Origin of the sequence: Enterococcus durans NBRC 100479 = LMG 10746, from assembly GCF_001544215.1 — a bacterium.
Taxonomy (GTDB): domain Bacteria; phylum Bacillota; class Bacilli; order Lactobacillales; family Enterococcaceae; genus Enterococcus_B; species Enterococcus_B durans.
Genome location: NZ_BCQB01000078.1, coordinates 1 through 8,338, shown reverse-complemented (window position 1 = coordinate 8,338; position 8,338 = coordinate 1). Strand labels below are relative to the sequence as shown.

The window sequence follows — 8,338 nt, the reverse complement described above, 5'->3', positions numbered from 1 at the left end:
CGCTCAAAATGCCTTACACCCAAAATTTATTCCTCAATATTTTTGAACAGTGAATGTTTGAAGTAACTTTTTAGTCAAAATCAGTTGATAGGGATATTAGTGATACATATTTCAATAAAATGTGCCAAAGAATTAAAGCTATGAATTATTCAGGATTGCTTAAAGACAGTTAATTGTGATAAAATTATTTTAGTGTTGATATAACACAATTTTGAGTAAGGAGGTGTTTATATGAATATCAAGTCTCAATCCATGAATGGTTATAGTAACACAGGTGTTGGTGCTGAAGCCATGAACTATGCTGCTGGATGTTGTTCGTGTTCATGTTCAACATGTACATGTACGTGCTCTGCTTCAACTGCTACTGAAACAAAAGAGTAGTATTAGAAATGAAAGGGGATTCATTCCCCTTTTTTTATAGGTGGTGTATACAAATGGATTCCATTTTAACGATAAACAAATTGAAAATAGAAAAGAGCAACAAAGTAATATTGGATATAAATCAAGAAATAGCAATTCTACCTAAAGATAAAGTAGCAGTTTTAGGGGAAAACGGTGCTGGAAAAACAACGCTAATCAATGCTATTTTAGGAGAAATTAAATTTGAGGGAAAGATAGTAAAAAACTTTGATAAACTAAGTTGTGGAATTGTTTTTCAAGAAAATTCTTATAATGATTTACTAAAAGTTAAAGAACTAATAAAACTTGTTCTACCTTTGAAAAAAGAGGAATTATCTCATTTTTTAGAAAATTATGAGTTGGAGGATTTGAAGAAAAAGTATATTAAAGATCTTTCTGGTGGAGAAAGACAACGGCTGACACTAAGCCTCGTGTTGGAAAGCAACAAATCAATCTATTTTTTTGATGAGCTTACATCAGGCTTAGATTATAAAAAAAGACTTTCATTATTAGCCATGATGAAGAGAAAAGTAATTAATCAAACAGTTATAAATGTAACACATTATTTTGACGAAATTGAAAATTGGGCGACAAAAATTCTTATGCTAAGACAAGGACAGTTAGTTTTTTTTGGATCAGTTGTAGATTTTTTCTCGAAATTCGCACATTATTCAATTGTGAAAATTGATTATAATGAATTTTCACAATTGAAAGAAACTACTATTAAAAATGTAGATTACGCTGATACTGGAGATGGTGAAGCATTTATTTGTTCAAGTCCTGATATTCAAATAAATATAGAAAAAATTTTTGAAGAGAACAGCATCAATTACACTGTCATTAAACAAAATATATACACAACCTATTTAGTCGCCTATTCAATGACTGAAACTACAAGCAAATTAGTTACGGAGGTGAGAAAATAATGAGGTATTTAGGGACGAGTATTAAGTTACAATTTCGTATTCCAGTATCCATCTTTTTTTCATTATTGTTTCCGTTAATTATGATGTTTGCGATGGTTACATCATATGGGAATTTTGATATAGGTAATGGTTTTCATTTTGTAGACAAATATTTTTTAATTAGTACAGGTATGGGAATGATGCCGATTTCCTTGATTAGTTTTCCTATATGGTTAGGTGAGAGTATTCAAAATCAAAGCTATAAACGTCTGGAGTATTTTGGATTAAGCACACACAATATGATTGTTTCAGATGTTTTATCCTATGTGTTATTAACCTTGTTGAGCGTTGTCGTCAATATTTTATTTGGTTTTTTTATGTATGGATTGCATATTCCAAGCATCGGTTATTTCTTGTCATATATCTTACAATGTTTATACTGTAACTTTGTTTTACTTGTTTTTGGGTCAATAATTGCGTTGCTAGTAAAAAATACGAGGATATTGATGCCAATAGGGATGGTCTTGTTATTTAGTTCTTACATTTTTACAGGTGCATTTTCTTCGTTTTCAGATCTTCCAACTTCATTTCAATCAATTGGAAGATTTATCCCAATGAAATATGTTATGAATGATTTCTTTGATGTTTGGGCTGGAAAAAAAGTATTTATTCAAGATTTTTTGGTGTTAAATACTATTTTAGGAGTAAGCTTAACATGTATCCTAATTGCTATTCTTGTTGTAACACAAAAGAAGAAAAATTAAATTGGTGAGGGGATGAGATACATTAATGAAAAAGAAGTTTAACAATCCAACGACTCGTGTTATCGTATCTATTATTTTAGGAATTATTTTAGGAGTTTTCGTTTGCTTTATGGCAATTCGCTCTGGATATACGTATATTAAAAGTTCTTCTTTAACTGAATATAGTGTGAACATTTTTGGTTTTACTATTTTTGATATTCAAAAAGTGGGGAACGAATTTAAAGGAACACCAAATAACAGTAATATGATGTTTATCGGGATTATATTTTCAATGGTGCTAGCCATTGTAACCGAAGTTGTTATAGCTTTAAAAAATAGAAAAAGTAAGGGGGACGACAAATGATTGATTTTGAGAAAAAAGGCTTTTTCAATATCCATACATTGTTAACAAAAGATGATGCAAATCTATCAAATAATGATAATAAGCACATATATTCTCAAATGATGTTTGGAAATACAACTTCTCCTATGTTGAGCTATTTGTTAAACTTGAATAAGCAAAATTTAAATGATTTTAAAAGTATTATGTTTTATAATGAATCCAATTTAGCTTCGCTAATTAACGAAGCTAAGGAAGCCGAAGAGTTGTTGGACAAAGATACTATTTATTTATCTACAACATCAAAAAAAATTAAAACTCAATTTTCTAAAGTTCTTGAAAAAAGACATAGTACAAGAGAGTTTGTATATGAACTGATGGATTTTGGAACTTTTTCTACTATTATTAAATTTTCTTTTGGCTTAGGAAGTCGACAACTCGTGTATGATGATTTAAGAGCAACAACTAGACATTATTCTTCAGGTGGTGGATTATATCCGATAGATATTTACTTATATATAAATAATGTTTCTGGTATTTCAAAAGGTATATATAAGTATCAACCTTATTCTCACAGTTTGTATCCATTGGATATTGAGAATGTGGATTCAACTCATTTTTTTGTTGGAGACAACATTGACGTTATCAATATGAATTTTTGCGTCTTTTTTGAATACTCTGTAAACAAGAATTTTGTTAAATACGGTGAACTGTCATTGTTGAACACGCTTGTAGAACTAGGAGGAATTTCTCATAATTTTGACTTGGTTTGCCAGTCCATGGATTTTACAAGTTGTCCAATAGCTGGATTCAATAAATCTGTTATTGAAAAGTTATTATACTTGGATGGAGTAAATGATCACATTGTATTTACCAATATTTGTGGGAAGGAATAGATGATATGAAAACGTATATAATTAAAAATGGAACAAAGATTATAAGTAATGATAGTGAGTTTATATTAAAACGCGGTGTAATTCATAAGAGTGAACTAGTTATTAATAAAGAGGATAGCTCAAACGACTTTGTTAACGCATTTCAAAAACTAATTGAAAAGAAAACAATTACTATTTCTAAGGAGTATTCTATCTATGACGATTTTAAAACTCTAACTAAATTTGGATTCTTAACATTTGCTAAAAAAGAATTGAAAAAACCTTTAGTTATCGTTGAAGATGAACTTGTTGAAAAAGTGACAAGCTATTTTGGGCAACATTCTAAAGTAATTTCAGCATCAGAGTTTTTAACTTCAAAGGAAATTGATATGCTAAATGAAGATAAAAACATATTAAAATTGTCAATTATTATAGAACAAAAAAAATCAATATTAAAGGATTTTGAACATGTCTATCTACTCACAAGAATGCTTAATTTATCTCTTTTACGAGGATTTAATAAACTGATGAAGCTAACTGAAACGGTTAACACCATTGCTTTTTTTGATAATGAGAATGTATTTATCACATGTATAGAGCACGGTGAAACCGGTTGTTATGAGTGTTTAGAGCAACAACTAATGAGTCACTTTGAAGGATTCGCAGATAGTTATATCGAACAAAGAGATATGGATGTATCTTCTTCAGAATTACTTTTTGCATTATCGATAGTGAAAAAAGAATTTGATAATATTAATATATATGGGCAATCCTCCCTTTTGGGAAACAATATTCACTTTAACATGAATAATTATGAATATTCGTTTAATACTAACAGAATCCAAAGCTGTTGTTCCAACTGTGCTACTTTTAATAATACGTTGTTTGAGGAGCAAAATATACGCTCTGTTAATGTATTAAAGGAGTTGATGGCAAGTGATTAATATTCAAAATAACCTGTCGTATAATGAATTACGATGGAAATTATTGAGTGGAAATGTAACGGGTATTTGGGATAAGAACAATTTTTTTCTAGGCTCAAGTTCTTTTCCGATTATGAAATACCATTATTTAACTGCTAATTTTGTTAATTTTGAAAAATTTATTTCTAAAGATATGCCTAAAATAAGCTATCATTTAAGTGGATATGGTATTAATTTTAGCGAGACACTAGTCAGTTTTTTAGGAGAGAGTGCCGAAAGATATACTTATTCGTTATTGCCTACCATTATTAAAGATAAGGTTATTTTTTGCTCATATAACAAGATAAAACGTGAGCAGGAAGCTGACTTAGTATGCGAGTTGAAATATATTAATTCTTATTACTCTCAATCGGAAACTGATAATTATATTTTGCCTGATGATGCTATTCAATGGATTCAGATGAATTCACTTATATATCCTGATAAAAAAGTATGGATGCCATTACAACTTGTTACTATGTATACAGAGAGTCTATTTTCGAATGAAAAAAGATATATTACAAGTGCGGTATCAACAGGTACTGCTTGTCATGAATCAATGGAACAGAGTGTTGAGAACGCTTTGATCGAATATTTACAAATTGATTCATTCAATATGTGGTGGTATGGAGGTTTTGAAGGAGAAAAGTTAGATATTGATATTAAAAAAAACCTTTCTTTGTGGTTTAGAAAACAAATAGCTGTTAAAAACTTTTTATCAAAATTTAAAGTTACTTTCACGGATATTACTTTTGACAAATCGATTTTTGTTGTTTTATGTGAAATAGAATCTAAGGATAAGGAAGAAAAGCTACCAAGGTATACGGTTGGAGTACAAGGTGGGTACTCGCTAGATAATTCTATATATCGATCATTTATGGAATGTCTAACGGTATTAGAATATAATATGAATGTTCCTTGGACAGATAAAGAGAAATTTCTATCAATTACAGAGGAAACGCAAATCATAGATAATTTAGATGATAATGTCATCTTCTATTCAAAATTTGGAAAACCAAGTCTCAAAAATAACCCAGAACAAGCAGAATTAAAAGTAGAAAAAGCGACAAATTTAAAAGAACTAATGAGGGATTTACCTAGACTTAGTGAATATGGTGCTTTTTTAGCAATTACCCCTTCAGAATTTAAGCATATGAATTTGGAAGTAAGTCGCGTTATTTTGCCAGAATTATTATCTATCCATCTTCCGTCTTATCCACCGTACTATCATAGTAGATATAAAGAATTAGGAGGTGTGATTAACAATCTTCCACATCCGATTGCATGATTTATTATTTCTAATCACTTTATTTCCTGGAATGTTTCTTCTTTTGACCAAAAGGTTTCCGGTTATTGGGAGAAAAAGTAATTTTTTTCAATACTTGATATGTCTTTTTTGTGTAATTATTATAAATGGCTTATTTTTTCAAGGAAGCTTGTCTATTTTGATTTCGATAGGTTTAGTGTTGAGCATCCCTTTTTTATTGTTTACATTGGAATATATAATACTTGAAAAAAAATTTAACAAATTATGTTCTATATATAAAAAGAATAAAATTGTCATTCAATCTGTTGTTCATTTTCCTATTTTAGAAGAAACGATATTTCGTTATTTTATTTATCAGCATTGCCTTTTTTTCGGGTATAGTAGTCTCCAATATATTTTATTATCGACATTTGCTTTTGTGATTGCCCATATTTTTTATCAGGGAGCATCTTCAATTATAAAAAGTGTTTTTTCTCTGATTTTGAATTTAGTCTTCATTTTAACGTTAAATATTTTTGTGACTATATCGATTCATATCATATTCAATTTTTTTGTTTACTTGATAAAGATTAGTTCGTATGATAAATACAAAAATTGGTAAATTGATCTACCTATCTCATTGAATGTTCTATAGGAGGGACAGTTTTAGATACTAATTTGTTATTTATTTAATGTAGGTTGCATACTGTTGCTTAGTTTTTTAGAGAAGATTTTGGAGCTTAAAACAATAAAACCTTATGAAGTTTGATAAAATAAACAGTCGCTTTATTTCTGAATTTACCTTGGTAAATCATTGTTATGATACCACACGAAAAGAGCTATCTAGTAACCAGGTCTTAAAAAAGCGCGTAAAGCTTCACAATTCTCTAAGCGTTAATATTCCTTATATATCAACGTTTTCAGGCGTTTCGCAATTCACTTTGCGAAGCGTCTTTTTCATTGTTGACACCACTGTTGACACCATTCCGGTCGACAACTTTTTGAGACAATTTGCGATAAGCAATTTCACCAACAGGTAGTTTAACCACATTTGGTGTATTGACATAGGTTTTAGTGATAGTTGTATCGCTATGAGTCAATGCTTCTGAAATTTGTTCAAGAGCTATTCCTGATTTCTTGGCTAAAGTTGCACCTGTGTGTCGTAGTTTGTGTGGTGTAGCATGAGCTAGATGTTTATGACGACGTTCAATCGAATTCATTCGATAGTTCAAGTAGTCCGTATGCAATCGTTGATTAATATTTCCCTTATTATCAAAGAACGTGAATACTAGCTGTTCGTCAGTTTGTTCAATTTCAAATTGAGCTAACTCTAGTTGTTGTTGTGTTTTCCACGTCTGCAATAAATTCTTTAATTCATTTGGAATATGAAAGATTGTTGTCTTATTTCCTTTGGTACTTTTTTCATTTCCAAATTTATCTAAAGCTTTACCAATTGTAATTTGAGACTGCTCAAAATTGACATTTTTCCATTTGATGGCGTATGTTTCTGACTTTCGATCGGATAAGAAAAATGTTGTTTGAAATAAAACATAATCTTGAAGTGACAAAAGGTTGCTTTCGTAATCTTCTTGCACTGGTAGTAGCCATTCTTGCAACTGCTCAAATGATAGATATTGATCTTCTTCTTTTCTAGCTTGCTTCAATTGATTTTTTTTCGTTGCTTTAATGCGTTTCAAAGATTTTTCTAGTTTATTGCGCTCGATGTATTCCAATTCTTCAGCCCAATCAAATATTGAATTTACATAACTTCTTAATGTTTTAAAGTTAGCGTATTCAGCTGCTTTTTTTGTCATGACTTGTAAAACAAAGACTTTATTATGATTTAGATGATTTAAACCTGAATAATTCATACTTTTAATTAAAACCATGTGAAACTGCCTCACGGCAGCTTACAATTACTTTTTCATCTTCACCCGTTAAGTGATGAAAAAAGAACCCCTTTCTGCTATGGTTAAAGTGACTAAACCAACCAAAAGAAAGGAGTTCTTTTCATGACTAGCTTACACAAAAACCAAGTAAAATTCAATTCAAATATCACTATTTCTCATACAGGTGGTCAATTATCGAGTGATTCGGGTCTCGTCCTAGTGAAAGAGCTGATGAACATCTTTGGTTTTTCTGAACTGGCTAAGCAACACATTCACATTGAAGACGAACGAGCGTATTTTACTCATGACAACTTATCCATACTTGAGCAGTTCATTATGCAATTAATTGCTGGTTACTCAGCTGATTCTGCAGCTAATCTCCTGAGACAAGATCCTGTGTTTAAAGCTGTTTTAGATAGGAAAGAACTCGCTTCTCAATCTTCACTTTCCCGATTTTTAGATCGACTATCTGAGGAGAATATCCATGAACTTCAAGCTTTGAACCAAGAACTTATCGATAAAGCACGCCTCATCCGTAATGATACGGAATTAATCATTGATTTAGATTCGACCCATTCAGATACATTTGGTCACCAAGAACAAACGAATTATAATACACACTACCAAACCTATGGTTACCATCCATTGGTAGCTTTTGACGGATTGACTGGTGACTTCTTAAAAGCTGAACTACGTTCAGGAAATCAATATACATCAAAAGGCGTAAAGGAGTTTCTCACACCTTTATTAGAGCACTATAATCACTCTCTACCAAACACTGACATCTTGGTTCGTGGAGACAGCGGGTTCGCTACACCTGGTGTGTATGATTCGTGTGAATCAAAAAAGAGTCATTATGTTATTCGACTGAAGAATAATCGTAGACTAGGTCAAATAGCTGAGAAATCAGTACTTTATGGCGATAATCAAAAGTGGGAAGAACGAGAAGTTCAGTACTTCTCGACCACTTATCAAGCAC

The 8,338-nt window shown here is 30.8% G+C and carries 8 protein-coding genes and 2 pseudogenes; 9 read left to right on the top strand and 1 reads right to left on the bottom strand.

The annotated features are described in order from the left end of the window. Nucleotides 1-231: 231 nt before the first annotated feature. From ED2_RS13670 to ED2_RS16225, 8 genes are read left to right on the top strand one after another with little or no spacing between them, the layout of a single operon-like run. Entirely contained in the window at nucleotides 232-381 is a 150-nt protein-coding gene (locus tag ED2_RS13670; RefSeq protein ID WP_016176866.1) for a listeriolysin S family TOMM bacteriocin, read from the top strand. A gap of 53 nt (nucleotides 382-434) precedes the next feature. Further along, nucleotides 435-1,325: an ATP-binding cassette domain-containing protein gene (locus ED2_RS13665; protein ID WP_016176865.1), complete on the top strand. Its 891-nt coding sequence runs from the start codon at nucleotides 435-437 to the stop codon at nucleotides 1,323-1,325. Next, on the top strand, nucleotides 1,325-2,068 hold the full coding sequence (locus ED2_RS13660) for an ABC transporter permease (RefSeq protein ID WP_016176864.1): 744 nt from the start codon (nucleotides 1,325-1,327) through the stop codon (nucleotides 2,066-2,068). Before ED2_RS13665 ends, ED2_RS13660 begins: the two co-directional genes overlap by 1 nt. Before the next feature lie 25 nt (nucleotides 2,069-2,093). Then, on the top strand, nucleotides 2,094-2,411 hold the full coding sequence (locus tag ED2_RS13655; protein ID WP_016176863.1) for a DUF5963 family protein: 318 nt from the start codon (nucleotides 2,094-2,096) through the stop codon (nucleotides 2,409-2,411). Further along, entirely contained in the window at nucleotides 2,408-3,283 is an 876-nt protein-coding gene (locus tag ED2_RS13650) for a SagB/ThcOx family dehydrogenase (RefSeq protein WP_016176862.1), read from the top strand. The genes ED2_RS13655 and ED2_RS13650 overlap by 4 nt, the downstream gene beginning before the upstream one ends. A 5-nt stretch (nucleotides 3,284-3,288) precedes the next feature. Further along, on the top strand, nucleotides 3,289-4,206 hold the full coding sequence (locus ED2_RS13645; protein WP_016176861.1) for a hypothetical protein: 918 nt from the start codon (nucleotides 3,289-3,291) through the stop codon (nucleotides 4,204-4,206). After that, nucleotides 4,199-5,512, top strand: coding sequence for a YcaO-like family protein (locus tag ED2_RS13640; RefSeq protein WP_016176860.1), 1,314 nt, complete (start codon nucleotides 4,199-4,201; stop codon nucleotides 5,510-5,512). The genes ED2_RS13645 and ED2_RS13640 overlap by 8 nt, the downstream gene beginning before the upstream one ends. Before the next feature lie 31 nt (nucleotides 5,513-5,543). Continuing rightward, the gene (locus ED2_RS16225) at nucleotides 5,544-6,092 is read left to right on the top strand and encodes a CPBP family intramembrane glutamic endopeptidase (protein WP_016252686.1); all 549 of its coding nucleotides are present in this window, start codon (nucleotides 5,544-5,546) and stop codon (nucleotides 6,090-6,092) included. Nucleotides 6,093-6,390: 298 nt separating this feature from the next. Here ED2_RS16225 and ED2_RS13630 read toward each other — a convergent pair. Further along, a pseudogene (locus tag ED2_RS13630) lies at nucleotides 6,391-7,338 on the bottom strand (site-specific integrase); the annotation flags it as partial. A 144-nt stretch (nucleotides 7,339-7,482) separates the two neighbouring features. On the opposite strand from ED2_RS13630, the pseudogene ED2_RS13625 reads away from it, so the two are divergent. Continuing rightward, nucleotides 7,483-8,338, top strand: a pseudogene (locus ED2_RS13625) (IS1380-like element IS1678 family transposase); the annotation flags it as partial.

Coding starts and splice junctions, on each gene's coding strand:
- ED2_RS13670 (WP_016176866.1), top strand. CDS start 232: ATGAATATCAAGTCTCAATCCATGAATGGTTATAGTAACACAGGTGTT.
- ED2_RS13665 (WP_016176865.1), top strand. CDS start 435: ATGGATTCCATTTTAACGATAAACAAATTGAAAATAGAAAAGAGCAAC.
- ED2_RS13660 (WP_016176864.1), top strand. CDS start 1,325: ATGAGGTATTTAGGGACGAGTATTAAGTTACAATTTCGTATTCCAGTA.
- ED2_RS13655 (WP_016176863.1), top strand. CDS start 2,094: ATGAAAAAGAAGTTTAACAATCCAACGACTCGTGTTATCGTATCTATT.
- ED2_RS13650 (WP_016176862.1), top strand. CDS start 2,408: ATGATTGATTTTGAGAAAAAAGGCTTTTTCAATATCCATACATTGTTA.
- ED2_RS13645 (WP_016176861.1), top strand. CDS start 3,289: ATGAAAACGTATATAATTAAAAATGGAACAAAGATTATAAGTAATGAT.
- ED2_RS16225 (WP_016252686.1), top strand. CDS start 5,544: ATGTTTCTTCTTTTGACCAAAAGGTTTCCGGTTATTGGGAGAAAAAGT.